10 protein-coding genes and 2 pseudogenes are annotated in these 17133 nt (G+C 72.6%); 10 read left to right on the plus strand and 2 right to left on the minus strand.

Translation table 11 applies throughout. The annotated features are described in order from the left end of the window. The first annotated feature begins 71 nt into the window (after window positions 1-71). The 8 genes and pseudogenes from ACFWVP_RS27330 to ACFWVP_RS27365 all read left to right on the plus strand — a co-directional run bounded on the left by ACFWVP_RS27330 (window position 72) and on the right by ACFWVP_RS27365 (window position 11034). The gene (locus ACFWVP_RS27330; RefSeq protein ID WP_384500560.1) at window positions 72-1199 is read left to right on the plus strand and encodes a sugar kinase; all 1128 of its coding nucleotides are present in this window, start codon (window positions 72-74) and stop codon (window positions 1197-1199) included. After that, window positions 1196-1954: an IclR family transcriptional regulator gene (locus tag ACFWVP_RS27335; RefSeq protein WP_384500562.1), complete on the plus strand. Its 759-nt coding sequence runs from the start codon at window positions 1196-1198 to the stop codon at window positions 1952-1954. Before ACFWVP_RS27330 ends, ACFWVP_RS27335 begins: the two co-directional genes overlap by 4 nt. A gap of 6 nt (window positions 1955-1960) precedes the next feature. Beyond that, window positions 1961-2371 carry a RidA family protein gene (locus ACFWVP_RS27340; protein WP_384500564.1) on the plus strand — a complete coding sequence of 137 codons (411 nt, stop codon included), beginning with the start codon at window positions 1961-1963 and terminating at the stop codon, window positions 2369-2371. A gap of 122 nt (window positions 2372-2493) precedes the next feature. After that, a pseudogene (locus tag ACFWVP_RS27345) lies at window positions 2494-3968 on the plus strand (GntP family permease). Window positions 3969-4057: 89 nt separating this feature from the next. Further along, window positions 4058-5389 carry an Nramp family divalent metal transporter gene (locus ACFWVP_RS27350; RefSeq protein WP_384500565.1) on the plus strand — a complete coding sequence of 444 codons (1332 nt, stop codon included), beginning with the start codon at window positions 4058-4060 and terminating at the stop codon, window positions 5387-5389. A 191-nt stretch (window positions 5390-5580) separates the two neighbouring features. Next, window positions 5581-6264 (plus strand): hypothetical protein, encoded by a 684-nt coding sequence (locus ACFWVP_RS27355; protein ID WP_384500567.1) that lies wholly within the window; start codon window positions 5581-5583, stop codon window positions 6262-6264. A 2-nt stretch (window positions 6265-6266) separates the two neighbouring features. Next, window positions 6267-6935, plus strand: a complete 669-nt coding sequence (locus tag ACFWVP_RS27360) for an RES domain-containing protein (protein ID WP_384500569.1) — start codon at window positions 6267-6269, stop codon at window positions 6933-6935. Between the two features lie 16 nt (window positions 6936-6951). After that, entirely contained in the window at window positions 6952-11034 is a 4083-nt protein-coding gene (locus ACFWVP_RS27365; RefSeq protein WP_384500570.1) for a CHAT domain-containing protein, read from the plus strand. A gap of 7 nt (window positions 11035-11041) precedes the next feature. Here the strand turns inward: ACFWVP_RS27365 and ACFWVP_RS27370 are convergent, their stop codons facing one another. Then, entirely contained in the window at window positions 11042-13006 is a 1965-nt protein-coding gene (locus ACFWVP_RS27370) for a caspase domain-containing protein (protein WP_384500571.1), read from the minus strand. Between the two features lie 185 nt (window positions 13007-13191). Continuing rightward, window positions 13192-14926, minus strand: a pseudogene (locus ACFWVP_RS27375) (chitinase). A gap of 546 nt (window positions 14927-15472) precedes the next feature. On the opposite strand from ACFWVP_RS27375, the gene ACFWVP_RS27380 reads away from it, so the two are divergent. Next, window positions 15473-16339, plus strand: coding sequence for a hypothetical protein (locus ACFWVP_RS27380; RefSeq protein WP_384500572.1), 867 nt, complete (start codon window positions 15473-15475; stop codon window positions 16337-16339). A gap of 81 nt (window positions 16340-16420) precedes the next feature. After that, a complete protein-coding gene (cpaB, locus tag ACFWVP_RS27385) occupies window positions 16421-17128 on the plus strand; it encodes a Flp pilus assembly protein CpaB (protein ID WP_384500574.1) in 708 nt (235 codons plus the stop codon). The last annotated feature ends 5 nt before the right edge of the window (window positions 17129-17133 follow it).

Below are 17133 nucleotides of genomic sequence, written 5' to 3' on the forward strand. Positions count from 1 at the left end.
GTCTAACATCCGAGCCGACGCCGGGTCAATGGTGAGCACCGGCGCCGACGCCCGACCACGAGGAGCCCAGAGTGCCCGGACCCGCAGCCAGGACAGCCACCGCGGACGCGGACGTCGTCTGCCTCGGTGAGTCCATGGTGACGTTCCTGCCCTCGCGGCCGGGCCGCCTCGCCGACGTCCCCACCTTCGGCCGCGGGATCGGCGGAGCCGAGTCCAACGTCGCCTGCGCGCTCGCCGCGGGCGGGCACCGGGCGAAGTGGGTCGGCCGGGTCGGAGCCGACGGCTTCGGCGACCACCTCGTCGACACGATCGCCGGCTACGGGGTCGACACCTCCGCCGTGCGCCGCGACCCCGAACGTCCCACCGGCGTCTACTTCCGCACGGCCGCGGACCGGGCCACCGACACCCACGAGGTGGCGTACTACCGGGCGGGATCCGCCGCCTCCGCGATGTCCCCGGACAACGTCCCGTACGAGGACCTCCTCTCCACACGCGTCCTCCACCTGTCCGGCATCACCGCCGCGCTCTCCGCCGACTGCCTGGCGCTCCTCCACGACCTCACCGCCCCGCGCGACGGCCGCCCGCTGATCTCCTTCGACGTCAACCACCGCCCCGGCCTGTGGCGGAACGGTGACGCGGGCGACGTCCTGCTCGGCCTCGCCCGCCGCTGCGACCTCGTCTTCGTCGGCGAGGACGAGGCGGAGGAGGCGTGGGGCGTGCGCGGGGCCGAGGCGATCCGCGCGGCGCTGCCGGAGCCGGCGGTGCTGGTCGTGAAGCGGGGCGCGGAGGGGGCGACGGTGTTCTCGCGCGGCGAAGGCGTCACCGACGCCCACGTCGTCACCACCGTCCCCGCCCTCCGCGTCGACACCGTCACCACCGTCCCCGCCCTCCGCGTCGACGTCGTCACCACCGTCCCCGCCCTCCGCGTCGACGTCGTCGCCGCCGTCGGTGCCGGGGACGCCTTCGCCGCGGGATTCCTCTCCGCCACCCTGCGTGACCTCCCCGTACGCGACCGGGCCCGGCACGGCCACCTGATGGCCGCCGCCGTCCTCACCGTCCCCGGCGACCTCACCGACCCCCCGGCCCGCGCGTACGCCGACCGCCTCGCGGCCCTGGACGACGCGGCCTGGGGCACACTTCGTCTCGGCCCCGGCTGGACAGCAGCCGAAGGGGCGAACGAGGAGGTACGAGTCACATGAGCCAGACCGTCGACCGCGCGCTCAGCATCCTGCCGCTGCTCGCCCAGGGCCCCGCCGACCTCGGCCAGGTCGCCGAGCGGCTCGGCGTCCACAAGTCCACGGCACTGCGCCTGCTCCGCACCCTCCACGAGCACGGACTCGTCTACCGCCAGCAGGACCAGCGCTACCGCCTCGGCGCCCGGCTCTTCGCGCTCGCGCAGGAAGCGGTCGAGAACCTCGACGTGCGCGAGATCGCCCACTCCCACCTCGTCGAGCTCAACGAACAGTGCGGGCACACCATCCACCTCGCGGTGTACGAGGACGACGAGGTCCTCTACATCGACAAGGTCGAGAGCCGCTACCCGGTACGGATGTACTCGCGGATCGGGAAACCCGTCGCGATCACCGTCGCAGCGGTCGCCAAACTGCTCCTCGCCGACCTCACCGAGCCGGAACGGCGCGCGATCGCCGAACGGCTCGACTACCCCATGTACACGCCCCGTTCGATCCCGAACGCCGGCGCGTTCCTCAGGGAACTCGCCGTCGTACGCGAACAGGGCTGGGCCACCGACCTCGGCGGCCACGAGGAGTCCATCAACTGCGTCGGCGCGCCCGTCCGGGGCGCCGACGGCCGGGTCGTCGCCGCCATGTCGGTGTCCGCGCCGAACGTGGTCGTCACGGCCGAGGAACTCCTCACCCTGCTCCCGCTGGTGCGCCGCACCGCCGACACCATCAGCCGGGAGTACTCCGGCACCACCCCCGTCAAGAAAGCCTGAACCGTCATGACCGAGAAGACCGCTCTCACCCCCAGCACCCACACCACCCCGCCCGCCAAGTTCTCGCACGGCGTGAGGAAGGGGAACATCCTCCAGGTCGCCGGACAGGTCGGCTTCCTCCCCGCCGTGGAGGGCCAGGCCCCGACCCCGGCCGGTCCGACGCTGCGCGAGCAGACCCTGCAGACCTTCGCCAACGTCAAGGCGATCCTGGAGGAGGGCGGCGCGAGCTGGGACGACGTGATGATGACGCGCGTCTACCTCACCGACGTCGACCACTTCGCCGAGATGAACGCGATCTACAACGCGTACTTCGAGGAGCAGGGCCTCAAGGCGCCCGCCTCCGCCCGTACGACGGTCTACGTCGGCCTCCCCGCGGGACTGCTCATCGAGATCGACGCCCTCGCGGTCCTCGGCTGACCCGCTTCCCCCACCGCCCCACCCCGCATCACGGCCCGGCGCCCCGTCCCCGTCGCACGGGAGCGCCGTGCCGCGCTCCGCCCTGCCCGAAGGACCCCGCCACCCACCGGAGTTGACCGAACATGCTGCTCGCTGCCTCACCGGCGCCGGCCGAGACACCACCGCACACCGGTGGACTGCTCCTCCTGATCGACGGCACCGCGGGTCTGCTGACCGTCGCCGCCCTCGGTATCGCGCTGCTCCTCCTCCTGATCATCAAGGTCAGGCTGCAGCCGTTCGTCGCGCTGCTCGCCGTCTCCATAGCCGTCGGCCTGGGTGCCGGTCTCTCCGTCACCGAACTCTTCGGCACGGTCCAGAAGTCCGCCGCCGTGTCCGTCATCGAATCCGGCATGGGCGGCATCCTCGGCCATGTCGCGATCATCATCGGCCTCGGCACCATGCTCGGTGCGATCCTGGAGGTCTCCGGCGGCGCCGAGGTGCTGAGCACCCGCCTCCTGAACCTCTTCGGTGAGAAGCGCGCCCCGCTCGCCATGGGCCTCACCGGCCTGATCTTCGGTATCCCGGTCTTCTTCGACGTCGGCATCTTCGTCCTCGCGCCGATCGTCTACGCCGCCGCCAAGCGCTCCGGAAAATCGATTCTGCTGTACGCGATGCCGCTGCTCGCGGGCCTCTCGATGACCCACGCGTTCCTGCCGCCGCACCCCGGACCGGTCGCCGCCGCCGGACTCTTCGACGTCTCGCTCGGCTGGGTCATCCTGATGGGCGCCGTCGTCGGCATCCCGTCCGTCCTCGCCGCCTGGGCCTACGCCGCCTGGATCGGCAGGCGCCTCTTCGTCGAGGTCCCGCAGGACATGGTCGAGGCCGCCGCGGAGGCCAAGGAAGCCGTCGCCGCCGAACAGCGCGCGAGCGGAGTCCCCCGCGTGAGAAGCCCGTCGCGCTCGGCACCGTACTCGCGATCATCGGTACGCCGCTGGCGCTGATCCTCGCCGCGACGTTCTCCTCCATCGCGCTGGACCCCTCCACCCCGCGCTCCGTCATCGAGTTCTTCGGCAACCCGTTCGTCGCCCTGACCATCGCCCTGCTCCTGGCGTACTACCTGCTGGGCATCCGGCGCGGCTGGTCCCGCAAGTCCCTCGAATCCGTCTCCACGTCCTCCCTGAAGCCGGTCGGCAACATCCTGCTGGTCGTCGGCGCGGGCGGGATCTTCGGAGCCGTGCTCAAGGGCAGCGGCATCGCGGACGCGCTCGCCGACACCTTCAACGACGTCGGCCTGCCGGTCATCCTGCTCGCCTGGCTGATCTCCGTGGTGCTGCGCGTCGCGCAGGGCTCGGCGACGGTCGCGATCGTCACCACCGCCGGCATCGTCGTCCCGCTGGTCGAGGGCCAGGGCATGTCGCAGCCCCACCTCGCGCTGATCATCATGGCGATCTCGGCGGGGTCGATCTTCGCCTCGCACGTCAACGACGGCGGCTTCTGGATGGTCTCGAAGTACTTCGGCATCTCGGAGCGCGACACCCTGAAGTCCTGGACGGTCCTCGAAACGGTCCTCTCGGTGGCCGGGTTCGTCGTCGCGGCGGCCCTCAGCCTGGTGATCTAGCCTCTTTCGTCCGCTTCCGCCGGTACGGCCGGGAGCAGGACGTGCGCGCCCCCTTGTCCGGCGGCCCACTTTGCGCTTCGTTGATCGGCATGGTGGAGACAAGCGGAACCACAGAGTCAGGATCCGGGGCAGGACGGACAGGAACCGGGGAGACGGGCTCCGGGCCGCGCAAGTCCAGTTGGAAGTACATCGGACCCGGCATCGTCGTCGCCGCGACCGGCGTCGGTGCCGGGGACCTGGTCGCGACACTCATCGCGGGAAGCAAATTCGGCTACACCCTCATGTGGGCCGCCGTCATCGGCTGCCTCGTCAAGATCTCCCTCGCCGAGGCGGTCGGCCGCTGGCACCTCGCGACGGGCCGCACCCTCTTCGACGGCTGGCGCAGCATCGGCGGATGGACCACCGGCTACTTCGCGGTCTACGTCGTCATCTGGGGCTTCGTGTACGGCGCGACGGCCATGTCCTCCAGCGCCCTGCCCATCGTGGCGCTCTTCCCCGACGGCCCGGGGCTGAAGACCTGGGCGATCATCACCGGTCTCGTCGGCCTCGTCTTCGTCTGGTTCAACCAGTACGCCGTCTTCGAGAAGGTCATGACGGTCCTGATCGGCGTGATGTTCGTCGTCGTGGTCTACGTCGCGATCCGCGTCGTGCCGGACGTCGGCGCCTCCTTCGCGGGACTCCTGCCGGTACTCCCCGACGGCTCGCTGATCTACACGCTCGGCCTGATCGGCGGAGTCGGCGGAACCATCACCATGGCGGCCTACGGGTACTGGGTCAACGCCAAGGGCTGGAGCGACTCCTCCTGGATGAAGGTGATGCGCCTCGACAACCGGGCCGCCTACCTCACCACCGGTGTCTTCGTCGTCGCCATGCTGATCGTCGGCGCCGAGCTGCTGCACGCCTCGCAGATCGCGCTGACGAAGGGCGACCGGGGACTGATCGATCTCGGCCAGGTCCTGGAGGACCGCTTCGGGGCGGGCACCGCGAAGCTGTTCCTGGTCGGCTTCTTCGCCACCTCGTTCTCCTCGCTCATCGGCGTGTGGCACGGCGTGAGCCTGATGTTCGCCGACTTCGTCGAACGGACCCGGGCCGGCCGCCGCGGCGAGGACCCCGAGAAGGCCGGAGGCGCGGCGGTCGGCCGGCAGCAGCGGTCCCTTCCCTTCCGCGCCTACCTGCTCTGGCTGACCTTCCCGCCGATGACCCTGCTCTGGCTGGACGAGCCCTTCGGCCTGGTCATCGGATACGGGGTGCTCGGCGCGTTCTTCATGCCCTTCCTCGCCCTGACCCTGCTCTGGCTGCTCAACTCCTCCCGCACACCGAGTCAATGGCGCAACGGCTGGCTCAGCAACGGCATGCTGGCATCCGCCGGGCTGCTGTTCGTCGTGCTGTGCGTCCAGCAGGTGCGTGAACTGCCCTGGTGACGAGAGCCACCGGCGGGGCGCGGGGCGCCCCGCCGGTAACCGGCCCGGAATCGCCCTGACCGCGACCCGCGCGACGTGTCCAATGGGAGAGGGCGAACGGCTTGTGGCAGGGGGAGCGCCGGTGACATGGTGGGCGGCACGGCGCACCCCCCGCACCCGCCGGAAGCCGTATCCGCGAACAGGGGGCGCCAGTGGATCCGTACGCAGTACTCGCCGCGGCGGCCGGCCGCTGGGGGACGATCGCCGGCCGGCTCGGCCCCGGGTCGCTGGAGCGGCTGGCCGCGCTGCTCGGCGAGGTCCGCGACGGGCCCCGGGGCGAACAGCCCGAGGAGCACCGCCGCCACCGGGCCGCGTACGCCGCCGCGGAACTGCTCGCGCGCGGCCTGCCCGACGAGTTCGGCGACGACCCGCAGGGCCGCTTCACCCTGACGGCGCCACCCCCGGGAGCCGGCGCGCAGCACGCCACCCACCAGGGTTTCAGCACCGAGGACCTGGCGGTGCTGCTGCTGGACGGCCACCGCATGGTCGGCCCGCTGCTCGGCCCCGTACGCGGGCGGCTGCTGGCCGCCCCGGCCCTGGACCCCGGCACCCTGCGGCGGGCGGGCACCGACCCGGACGCGGCCGGGCTGATCCGGCTGGCCGGAAGGGGCGGCGCCGTACAGCTGCCGGGCTTCCAGTTCACCGCGGCCGCCCGGCCCCGGCCCGTCGTGACGGACGTCAACGCGGTGCTGGCCGCCGACCGCGACCCGTGGGGCGCCGCGGACTGGTGGCTCTCCCCGAACGCCTGGCTCGGCGTCAGCCCCGCGAGCCTCGTCGGCACGCCGGACGAGGCCCGGCTGCCCGAGACCGCCGGATCACTGACGGATCAGGAGTAGCCGTGCCGAACTACCGCCCGCCCACCGGCATGCAGGGGGTACCCACCAAGGCCGGACTCCCGGCCGGCACCCCGCTGTACCGGGTGCACGCCACCCACCGCGCCCCCGTGGCCTTCAACCCGCACCCCGCACACTGCCTCTACGGGGGCGGCCGGTTCGACGCCACCCCGTGCGACGGGTACGACTACCTCTACGCGGGCCTGGGCGCGGCGGCAGCCGTCTGCGAGACACTGCTGCGCGGGCTCCCCTTCGACCCGGCGGGCGGCCCACGGCTCCTCCCGCGCATCGCGGTCGAGGGCCGGTCGCTCTCCACCCTGCGGCTGAGGTCCGACGTCACCCTCGTCTCCCTGATGACCGCCCAGGACCTCGCCGCCGTCCACCAGGACACCTGGCTGGTCCACACGGAGGCCCAGGAGTACGCCTACACCCGCGACTGGGCGCACTGGATCCGCCGGCACACCGGTCCATGGGCCCAGGGAATGGTCTGGTCCTCGAAACGGGAGCCGGGCGACCGCACCGTCGTCCTCTTCGGCGACCGGTGCCCGCCCGACGTGCTCGGACCGGAGGCCGACAACACCCTGGACCTCGGCACGCCCGACGGCACGGAATGGCTCAACGGGGTGCTGCAGCCCTACCGCGTCCAGCTGCCCCCACCCGACGGACCCCGCTGAGCGCAGGAGGCCACGCATGCACGAGGACACCACGACGGCCGCCGAGACCGCCTACCGGAACTTCTGCGAGACCGGCGACCACCAGGAACTCCGTTCGGCCGTGGACGGGTTCGAGGAGATGTTCGCCGACCCCGGCACGGGCGACGACTGGGCCGTACGGCACGTCATGTTCGCGCACCTGCGCTGCGTCCAGTACGAGACCGCCCCCTCCGACCGGCTGCTGCGTCACGCGCGCCACCTGCTGGACGAGGGCCTGCGCGGGCTGGCGGCGGCCGACGACGACGGCGAGAGGGACGACACCCGCCTGGTCGCCCACGTGCTGTCGGCCGATCTCGCGAAGCTCTCCTACCTGGCGAGCGAGGGCGGGAGCGCGGCCGACCGGCTGCCGCTGCTGGACGAGGCCCTGCGGCTGCACACCGGGGCGGCGGCCCTGGCGACGGACCTGGCCGCCCACCCGGACGGCGATCCGGGCACCCTGTCCGGACTCCACGAGGCCCAGGGCTACCTGCACTTCCAGCGCAGCCTGCTGACCGGCGACGCCGAGTCGGCGCGGCTGGCCGCCACCCACTACCGGGCGGTGCTGGACATGGCCCCGCCCACCAGCGATCTCCCCTACACCCGGTACTCGATGGGCCTCGCGCTGCTCGTGCGGGCCCACGGCTCCGGGGACCGCGCCCCGTGGGAGGAGGCCGGAGACGCCTTCGAGGGCGCCCTCGCCGAGATCCGGGCATGCGGTCACGGGGAACAGCCCTGGTCGAGGGACGCGGAGATCCGGCTGGCCTACGTCCACGCCGCCGTCTGGTCGACCTGGATGGACCACGCCCGTGGCGAGGCCGCCGCGCGGGCCGTCGACCGGCTGCTCGCCGAGCCCGGTGCGGAGGACCTGCTCGACCCCGTCTTCCTGAACGCGTTCGCCCGCGTCGTCTACGAGTGGTCGGGCCGCCGCTCCGACGGCGAGGGCCAGGACCGGGCCATCGCCATGCTGCGCCGGGCCGTGCGGCTGTGGGAGCCGGAGCGCGACGGCCCGGTCGTCAACACACTCGTGCTGATGGCCGCGTACCAGCAGAGCCGTTACTACGCGGACCAGGACCCGCAGCGGGCCAGGGAGGTCGGCCGGCTCGCCGGACTTGCCCTGGCGGAGAAGCCCGAGCAGGCCGAACTGGCCGACGGGGCGACGGTGATGCGGGGATGGGCCAGGACCGTCCTGGAGGAGCGGGGGCTGCTGGAGCCGGACGACGAGCCCTCCCTCCCGCCCCTGGACAGCGAGGCCGTCGGCGCGCTGTGGACCGCACTGGTGGAGAACATCGAGAACGGCCGGTTCCACCCGGACCCGGGATGCGCGGACCCCGACCTGCCCGGCACCATCTCCGGCGCCACCGCCAGGGACCGCCGGGACGCCGACTTCGACCTGCTGTACGCGCGATGGACCCGGATGGAGGAGGGCAGCCGGGCGCGCGCGGAGTACGCGGCGAACCTGCTGGCCATGGCACTGGTCGTCGACCCCGGGGCGGACACCGGTACCGACGAGCAGCGGGACGCCCTGATGGAGGCCATGCTGCGGACGGATCAGGACGATCCGGCCTGGCAGCGGCGGGCCAACGCACTGGTGGGCTGGGCGCTGCTGCGCTGCGAGGTCCGGGGCAAGGGGCCCGGCATGGACCGGGTGATGGCCCACCTGGATCTCGGCGTTCCCGCCGACGGGGAGGAAGGCTACGGCTACGGCCTGGACATGGCCGCACTGGCCGCCCGGATGTACCGCGCGCAGACGGAGGGCGGATCGGACGAGCTCGACGCCATGCGCGTCATCCACGACAGGCTGCGCGACGACGCGTCCGTGCCCGCCTACATGCTCCTGCTGGCCGAGGCGCAACAGCTGTACATGGAGGCGCGGGCCGCCACCCAGCGCCAGGACCTCGCGGTGCTGGACCGGTGCGTGTACCGGGTGGCGGCCATCCACGCGGAGCTGGAACCGGACGACCCGGCGAGGGCCGAGCTGTGGACGGGTCTGGCCACGATGCACATGGGGCGGGAGGCGCTGGCCCAGCTTCTCGGAATACCGCCGCTCGTGCTGTCCGGCGCCCCGACCGCCGAGGAACTGCGCCGCGCCGCCCTGCCGTTCGACCGCGGACACCGGGCCTGGGTCCTGGGCAGCAACGGCGCGGCCCGGTTCGGAGCCGCCTGCCGGGACGAGGACACCGCCGCGGTGGCCGACGCCATGGAACTGATCGAGGAGGCCGCCGAGCTGTGCGGACCGGGCGGCGAGGACCACCTCAGGTACACCGGGATGCTGGGCGCCGGCCACTGGACCCTGGCCTGCGCACTCACCGCCCCCGGCCCGCGCGAGGAGCACCTGACACAGGCGATCACCCTGCTGGAACAGACCGTACGAACCTGCGGGGGCCCCGAACACCACCTGTACGCGGCGGCCGCCCAGGCCCTCGCCCGCGCCTACCGGGAGCGGGCGGTCCGCAGGCCCGGGAGGGCAGCCCGCGACCTGCGGACCTCCCTGAGCCTCGGCCTGGACGGCCTGCGCGGATACGCGTGGTCCGCACTCCTCCAGTCGGGTACGGAACATGCGGCGCTGGCCGTGGGCCGGGCGACCGAGGAGGCGCTCGAAGTCGCCGCCTGGGCACTGCGGGACGGCGATCCGGCCTCCGCGGTCCAGGCACTGGAGGCCTGCCGCGGCCTCACCCTGCACGCCGCCGTCACCTCCGGCACCGTCCCCCAGCGGCTGGCCCGCGCCGGGCTCGGAGCCCTCGCCGACGAGTGGCGGGCGGCCCGCGCCGACCCGGAACCGGCCGGACTGTTCAGCGGGGGCGGCGGAGAGGGCGGCGTCCCCAGCGCGCTGCGCCGCCGCGTCCTCACCGCGCTACGCGCGCGGACGGACACACCCCAGGACCAGCTCCTGGACCCGCCGGACACCGCCGCCGTCGCCGGCGCGCTCCGCGCCCTCGGCCGGGACGCGCTGGTCTACCTCGTGCCGCGGTCCGAGGACGGCGGCGGCGCGGCCGTCGTCGTCACCGCCGCGGGCGAGGTGCGCGCCCTGCCGCTCCCGGCACTCGGCGAGCAGGCGGGCCCGCTGAAGGACTACGACCCGGCCCCCGGCGCCGGCCGGGACCTGGGCCCGGCCCCGCAGACCGGGGCACCGGCGGCCGGACCCGGCCTGCGCGCCGCGCTGGACCGGTTGTGCGGCTGGGCGTGGACCGCGGCCGTGCGCCCGCTGCTGGAGGAGTTCGCCCCGTCCGGCCGCTCGCGCCGCGTCCCCCGGCTCGTCCTCGTACCGATGGGCCGCCTCGGGCTCGTCCCCTGGCACGCCGCCTACCGGGAGGGTGCCCGGGGCCGCCGGTACGCCCTGCAGGACGTCGACTTCTCGTACACCGCCTCCGCACGGCTGCTCTGCGAGGTCGCCGCCCGGCCCGCCGCCCCGCGGACCGCCGGTGCCCTCGTCGTCGGTGACCCCACGGGTGACCTGCGGTACGCGGGGGAGGAGGCGGACGTCGTGCACCGCACGTACTACCCGCACGGGCGGTTCCTGGGGCGGCGGGCGAGCGGTGCGGCGGACGGCGCCGGCACCCCGGCGGAGGTGCTGGCCTGGCTCCGGGGCGGCGGCAGCGCCGACGGCGTACTGCACCTGGCCTGCCACGCCTCGGTCGCGGAGCGGACCCGGCACACGGCGGGGCTGGCCCTGCACGGCGGCGGACTGTACGCGGAGCAGCTGTCCGAGGCCCTGGGCGAGGCGGAGCACAGCGGCCCGGCCCTCGTGGTCCTGGCCGCCTGCCGCAGCCATGTGTCGGGACACGGGCACAACGAGGCGTTCACCCTGGCCACGGCGTTCCTGGTGGCGGGTGCCCGCTCCGTGTTCGGCTCGCTGTGGCCGGTGCCGGACGGGGCGACCTCCGTGCTGATGCTCCTGGCCCACCACTACCTGCGCCACGAACGGGATTCCCCCGCGGGGGCGTTGCGGCGGGCGCAGCTGTGGATGCTGGGACGGGGCCAGGACCTGCCCGACGGATTTCCCCCCGCCCAGGCGGCGCTCGCCGCACGGGTGGATCCGGCCGACCTGAGCGCGTGGGCGGGATTCCTCCACCTGGGCAGGTAGCGGCCGGTCAGGCCCTCGGTACGACGGTGCGCAGCGGGATCGTACGCGTCGTCCACCGGCCGTACGCCCGTTCGGTGGGCCTGCCGAGATCCCGGGTGGACGTCCACCGCCGTGGAGGCGAGAAGCGCAGGACACCGTCGTCGGGCGTGGAGACCGCCCGCGCCCCGGACGGGGCCGGGTGCCACTCCGGGAGGTGGAACGGCACGGTGCTGAGCTCGCGTTCGGCGACGACGAGCTTCAGCCAGTCCCGAGCCTGCGCACCCGGGACCGGCGGGCGGTCCCGGGGCAGGGAGAACGGCACCGGCTGCCCGTCCAGCGCGTGCCCGGTGCGCCCGGGGCCGATGAAGTGCCCGGGGTACAGCGCAGAGTTGACCGCGTAACCGTCGGTCAGGTCCAGCAGCACGCACCACAGCGGCCGGTCCGCCGAACGGTTGTGGAGTCGCACGGACAGGAGCGGCGGGCGGGGGCCGTCCGCCCCCGGGCCGTAGGCGCACACGATCTCGCCGCTGCCGTCCGGCGTGAGCGGCGTTCCGTCCCAGGCGCCCCACGGGGCGATCTCGACCCGCACCAGCCCGTCGAGCGGCGACGGGCGCGGTGGCAGGTCCCTCAGCCGGTGCCAGCGCGTCAGATGGGTCAGGCAGTCGGCGATCCGCCGCGCGTCCTGGGACCCCGCCAGCCGCAGCGGGGTGACGAACGGGCTGCCGTCACGGCGCAGGACGTGGGCCGCGCCGCCGCGTACCTCCACACGGAAGTGCAGATCACCGGCCTGCCGGGCGTCGGAAACCCGGCGCAGGAGCGGGGAGGGGCCGCCGTTCGGCCCGGCTGTGGCGAGCGCCCGGGCGATGGCCTCCACGGGTCCGGCCTCCGCACCGGCGGCGGTCGGGAGGGCGAACGTGGCGGCGGGCAGGCTCAGCGCGCCGAGTGCCACGGGGTAGACGCGGCCCGGTGCGGGAGCCCAGTCCAGGGGATCGACCAGGGAGCGGTCCGGCAACACCGTACGGACGGCGACGTTCCGGTCGGCCTCCTCCTCGCCCACCACGGTGAACTCCGTGGCCGGGAAGCCCGGGGGCCGGTCGCCCTCGGGCAGCCCGTGGCCCGCCCCGCAGTCCACCTCCCAGCCCTCCGTCCCCTGCCGCAGCAGATGTTCACCGGCCGGGAGCCGGCCGGTGTCGCCCGACAGGAAGGGCGAGTCGGCCGTACCGCCGGGCGCGGCGGGGAGGAGGACCGGCTGCTGATGGGCCCCCGAACACCGCACCAGGGCGTCGGCGGCGGCGAGCACCTCCCGGTAGGTGATGCCCGGCCCGGCCGCCCGCACCGCGTCGAGCACCGCACGGGTGAACACCCCCTGCCTGCGGCCCTCGAAGTGCGTCTCGTACGCCCGCTGGTCCAGCCGGCACGCGGCCAGCAGCAGGACGCTCCCGGTGGCCGGGGTCCCGGCGGCCTCCACCGGGGCGGCGTCACGGGGCGGGGCGGGCGGCAGCGGCGGCCGGTCGTCGGACGTGGGCGCGAACCTCTCCGTGAACACCGGATCGCGTGTCGCCCCACCGGAGAAACAGCAGTCGAGGACGGCCACCACCCGCGCGCCACGGGCCGCCACCTCGTCGAGCAGGACCCGCAGCCGCTTGTCGGTCAGCGGGCCGTCCGCGCAGAGCAGGGCCTGACTGCGGCCCGTGGCCTCGATCAGCAGGTCGGCGCCGTGCGCCCGCGTCTCGGTGCCGTGCCCGGAGAACCAGAGCAGGGCGGTGTCACCGGGACCCGCCGCGCCCAGCCGGTGCCGGATGCCGTCCTCGACCGCCGCGGCGGTCGCCGCCCGGTCCAGCAGCACATGGACGGCCGACGGGGTCGACCCGGTCGTGTACCCCGCCAGCAGGGCGCGTACGTCACCGATGTCGTTGACACAGCCGCCCAGCGGGGGAGCCACGCCGGGCAGGTAGTCGTTGATCCCCACCAGCAGTGCACGGATCGATGTCATGCCGGGATTCTTCCAGCCCGCCGGCCCCTCACGCGCCCCGGTCCGGGCGCCGACAGGGCCTGTTCCGGGCGTTGTCGGGGCGCCGGCTCCCTGTGCCTGCCGCGGTCCGCTCCACGGTGCGCGGACGCCCGCAGCGCCGCCGGGGGAGCGGCGGCGCTGCGGGGCCTCGGGGCCGGGGTCTGGGGCTACGGCAGTCCGTGGACGTGCGGTCCGACCGCGTTCGACCAGGCGTTGCCGGCCGTGGCGTCCCAGTTCGTCGACCAGGTCATCGCACCACGCAGGTCCGGGTAGGTCCTGGAGGGCTTGAACGAGCCGCAGTTGGTGCCCCTGGCCAGGCAGTCCAGGGCCGCGTTCACGACGGACGGGGCGACGTAGCCGCTGCCCGCACCGCGGGTGGAGGCGGGGACACCGAGTCCGACCTGGGACGGGGCGAGGCCGCCCTCCAGCTGGATGCAGGCCAGCGCGGTGAGGAAGTCCACCGAGCCCTGCGAGTAGACCTTGCCGTCGCAGCCCAGCATCGAGCCGCTGTTGTAGTACTGCATGTTGACGACGGTCAGGATGTCCTTGATGTTGAGCGCCGTCCTGAAGTACTCACCCGACGTCGACTGCATGTCGATGGTCTGCGGAGCCATCGTGATGACGAGACCGGGGCCCGCCCGCCTTCGACGACAGGGAGCGCAGCGCCTTCGTCATGTACGTGGAGTTGAGGCCGTTCTCGAGGTCGATGTCCACCCCGTTGAAGCCGTACTCCCGGATGAGCGCGTACACCGAGTCGGCGAACGCGGCGGCGGAGGCGTCGCTGTTCACCACGACGGTCCCCTTCTCACCGCCGATGGAGATGATGACGTTCTTCCCGGCGGTCTGCTTGGCCTTGATGTCGGCCTTGAACTGGGCCACGGTGTAGCCGTTCAGGCCCGCCGAGTCCAGGTTGAAGGTGACGGCACCGGGCGTGGCCGTGGCGTCCGCGAAGGAGACGGCGATGATGTCGTAGTTCGCCGGTACGTCGCTGAGCTTCTGGACGGCCGCGCCGTTGTTGAAGTTCTGCCAGTAGCCGGTCACCGCGTGCTTGGGCACCGAGGTCACCGGGCCGGGGCCCGGGTCGTCGGCCTTGGCCGTACGCCCGTTGACCGTGGCGGACCTGACGGACTCACCGGCCGCGTTGGTGGCGCTCACGGAGAACTGGTACGCGGTGTCGGCGGCCAGCCCGGTGACCGTGGCGGAGGTGCCGGTGGAGGTGGTCGCCTTCGTGCCGCCCCGGTAGACGGTGTAACCGGTGGCGCCGGGGACCGCGTTCCAGGACAGGGCCACGGAGGAGGACGTCGTCGTGCCGACGGTCAGACCGGCGGGGGTGGCGGGGACCGTCGGTTCGGGGTCCGTACCGCCGCCGCCGTCGGGGCCGGTCACCTGGACGTCGTCCGCGAAGTAGGGCGCCTGGCCGTACCAGCCGTGGGTGTAGACGGTCACGGAGGTGGTGGACGGGCCCGTGGTGAAGCCGGTCCGCAGCTGCGTCCAGCTGCCCGAGCCCGGCGTCCAGGTGGAGACGTCCGTCGTGCCCGTCCCGCTCGCTCCGAGGTAGGCGTAACCGCCCTGCACCCAGGAGCTGAGCGAGTAGGTGGAGCCGGGCTTCACGGCCACGGTCTGCGTGCACCTGGCGTTGTCGTGGCCGGCCGGGGTGGCCTTGAGCGCGGACGTGCCGCCGTGCACGGGGGAGGAGACATTGGCACCGCTGCCGCCGGAACAGGTCCAGTTGGCGAGACCGGACTCGAAACCGGCGTTCTTGGCGACGTTGACATCGGCCGCCGACGCGTTGCCGACGAGTCCGGTGGCGGTCAGGGCCCCGGCGGCGAGCACGGCGACGGCTCCGCCGAGGAGGAACCGGGGACGACGTCTTCTGTGTCTGCTGGCTGCGGAGCGTTCCACTTGCTGCCTCCGGTGGGGGAGTTGGGGGTGCTGGCGGGGAACGGTGGCCACCGTTGGCCGATAAACTGGTCCAGACCAATCAGGTTGTCAAGACCTCTGGCGGAACGGATGCGCGCGGATAGGCCGGGCAGGGGCCGATCAGAGGTGGCGAAGCCGCTTCGGGAAGCTCGGATGCACTCGCGCGGGTGACTCGGCCGAGGCGGTCGGACCGTTACGGAGTGGATTTCCGGTAGTTGCGCGGAAGGGTGTCCAAGATGCCTTCTGACGTGCGTGGATATATTTTCCCGAGTTCAAACCTCGACGGCGCCGGTAACCCTGGGGGGTGGTACAGAAGTTGACCAGTATTGTATTCGTCCCCTTTCGCGCAGGGGATGATGCGAACACGTGTGCCGACTGTTGCTGTACTGCACCCCACTATCTGTTCTCTACCTGCTGAGAAGTGGCTAAAGTGCGGGGAAAGCAGCACGGGGCAGGAGCGATTGCGGCCGGAGTCACGACGACGACGGCCGGAGCCGAACGGGGAAGAGCGTGCCGACCGCAATAGCAGTGACCAGCGCTGATCTGGTGCTACCGCCGACCGATCAGCAGACACCGACCGCTGCCTTGCTGCAGGCTCCCGAGGCCCAGACCCTGGACCTCGCGATCGGCGACATGCACCTCCTCCTGGAGCAGCACGGCTATGTGATCGCGGTCTACCCGACGGGGATCAGCACGGCCCACGAGCGCCGGCTGCACGCCGTCCGATCCGTGCTGGAGAGCGACCGCATCGCCCTCCTCAAGGTGGACCTGCCACCGCTGGGCGTGGCCGTACTGGTCAGGCAGCTGCGCCAGTTGTCCATCTGCGACTTCAGCCCCGGAGTGGTCGCGTCGGCCGCCCGGCTGCTCGCCCACTACATCCACGCGGGCGCCCTGCTGAACTCGGTGGCCAGGCTCGACCGGGTGCCCGTCAGCCTCAGGACGCACGCCAAGTCGTGGGTGCCCGGCTCGCAGTTCGCCGTACTCGCGGGGCCCGACCCGCGGCTCGTCAAGGCCGGGCCCACCACCGACCTGCCGGGGCCGGAGTTCGAAACACATCTGCTGATCGCGAAGGGACAGTCGACCTCCGACTGGGTACGGGAAACCCTGGCCCCCGCGTGGAAGGTCCAGGCCATCAAGGAATGCCCCCTGCCTTCCGGGTCCCCGCGCTGGTGGGGTACCGGAAAGATGGTGGAATTCGTCTCCTACCTCCCGGACATCTCGGTTATCTACCAGCTGGTCTCCTCCGTAAGGCGGGAGAGCTGCCACTGGTGCGGAATGGAGCTCATCGGGGACCGCTGCGGCTTCTGCTCCTCGCCGCTCCACTCCGCCGAGAACCGAACGCACCCCACGGGTGTCCTGAACCAGGGGACGCCCGCACCACCGGGCGCCCGGTAGCCGCACGTCCCCCCACGGACCCCGCGCATCTCTCTCTGTCCGCTGCCCCACGCATCCGAATCGAACGAGGTTGTCCGGCCAATGAACTCCCGCCAGCGCCGCGGCGTGATACTCCTGCTCCTGTCGGTCCTGTGTGCCTTCGGTGCCTTCGCCGGTGTGCTCTCGGTGATCAGTGACGTCAACTCGAAGGTCGGGCCGGAGGTCACGGCGTACCAGGTCAAGACAGACGTGGCGCCCTACACCGCGCTGTCCGGCGCACAGTTCGAGAAGGTCAAGATGCCCAAACGCTGGCTCTCGTCCAACGCCGTGACCGATGTGTCCGAGGTCAACGGCAAGATCGCGGTCACGGAGCTGCGCAAGGGCTCGCTGCTGCAGTCCGACATGATGCAGAAGCGCCCCGCACTGCGGCCCGGGGAGCAGGAGATCGCCATCATGATCGACGCCGCGACGGGCGTCGCGGGCAAGATCACCTCGGGTGCGACGGTCAACATCTACGCCACCTTCGCCGGTGAGCGCGACGGCGACCCCTCCCAGTCGAAGGTCATCGTCTCCAACGCCAAGGTGCTGGACGTCGGCAAGCTCACCGCGCTGGAGCCGGGCCGCGACGCCAAGACGAACCTGGGCACCGAAGCCGTCCCGATCACCTTCGCGCTCAACACGCTCGACACCCAGCGCATCGCCTACGCCGAGTCGTTCGCGGAGCACGTACGCCTCGCGCTCGTCGCCCCCGGCAGCGACGGCACGATCCGTCCCGGTGACCGGACCTACACGCTCGACAAGGACAAGTGAGGAGC

It is taken from the genome of Streptomyces sp. NPDC058637 (genome assembly GCF_042717325.1).
Classification (GTDB): domain Bacteria; phylum Actinomycetota; class Actinomycetes; order Streptomycetales; family Streptomycetaceae; genus Streptomyces.

Coding starts and splice junctions, on each gene's coding strand:
- ACFWVP_RS27365 (WP_384500570.1), top strand. CDS start 6,952: ATGCACGAGGACACCACGACGGCCGCCGAGACCGCCTACCGGAACTTC.
- cpaB (WP_384500574.1), top strand. CDS start 16,421: ATGAACTCCCGCCAGCGCCGCGGCGTGATACTCCTGCTCCTGTCGGTC.
- ACFWVP_RS27335 (WP_384500562.1), top strand. CDS start 1,196: ATGAGCCAGACCGTCGACCGCGCGCTCAGCATCCTGCCGCTGCTCGCC.
- ACFWVP_RS27350 (WP_384500565.1), top strand. CDS start 4,058: ATGGTGGAGACAAGCGGAACCACAGAGTCAGGATCCGGGGCAGGACGG.
- ACFWVP_RS27340 (WP_384500564.1), top strand. CDS start 1,961: ATGACCGAGAAGACCGCTCTCACCCCCAGCACCCACACCACCCCGCCC.
- ACFWVP_RS27370 (WP_384500571.1), bottom strand. CDS start 13,006: ATGACATCGATCCGTGCACTGCTGGTGGGGATCAACGACTACCTGCCC.